The organism is Sphaerochaeta sp. UBA5849 (assembly GCA_002432715.1).
In the GTDB taxonomy this organism is placed as follows: domain Bacteria; phylum Spirochaetota; class Spirochaetia; order Sphaerochaetales; family Sphaerochaetaceae; genus Sphaerochaeta.
In genome coordinates this window covers 76,976-77,511 of record DJGJ01000074.1, presented here as the reverse complement: position 1 = coordinate 77,511, position 536 = coordinate 76,976, and the positions used below count along the sequence as shown (strand labels likewise).

Here is a 536-nt window from a genome sequence, read left to right as displayed (position 1 = left end):
ATACGAAAGGAGTTTTCTATGAAGAAACTAGTGGCCGTTCTGTTGGTGCTCGCACTGTTGGGTACTACTGTCTTTGCTCAGGGTTCCTCCGAAGCAAAGAGTGACAAGGTGAAGATCGGAGCTCTGATCCGAAACCTGAACGAACAGTTCGTGAAAGACTATGCCGACAACCTGCGCAAGCTCGCAGCCGAGAAGGGTGTGGACCTGAATCTTCAGGATGCACAGGGCGACGTAGCCCGCCAGCTCGACCAGCTGAACACCCTCATCACCCAGGGCTATAAGTATTTCGTGATCATCCCCCAGGATACCAGCGCCACCGAGCAGATGGCTCAGCAGATCAAGGCAGCCGGTGGTGGAGCAGCATTCTCCAACATCCAGCCCTCCGTTGCAGCTTTGAAAGTCGGCAAGGACTTCTATCTTGCTTCCTCCCCCGAATTGGTCGCAGGCCAGTATCAGGCACAGATCATTGACGAATACTTCACCAAGTATCCTGAAAAGGCTCCCGGCAAGGTCCTGAACATGCTCTACCTCCTCGG

At 53.9% G+C, this 536-nt stretch carries 1 protein-coding gene; it reads left to right on the top strand.

Annotation, left to right across the window (positions count from 1 at the left end):
- Window positions 1-18: 18 nt before the first annotated feature.
- Window positions 19-536 (top strand): substrate-binding domain-containing protein (locus B3K89_RS13580; protein ID WP_345907545.1); only part of this gene is annotated, 518 nt, incomplete at its 3' end.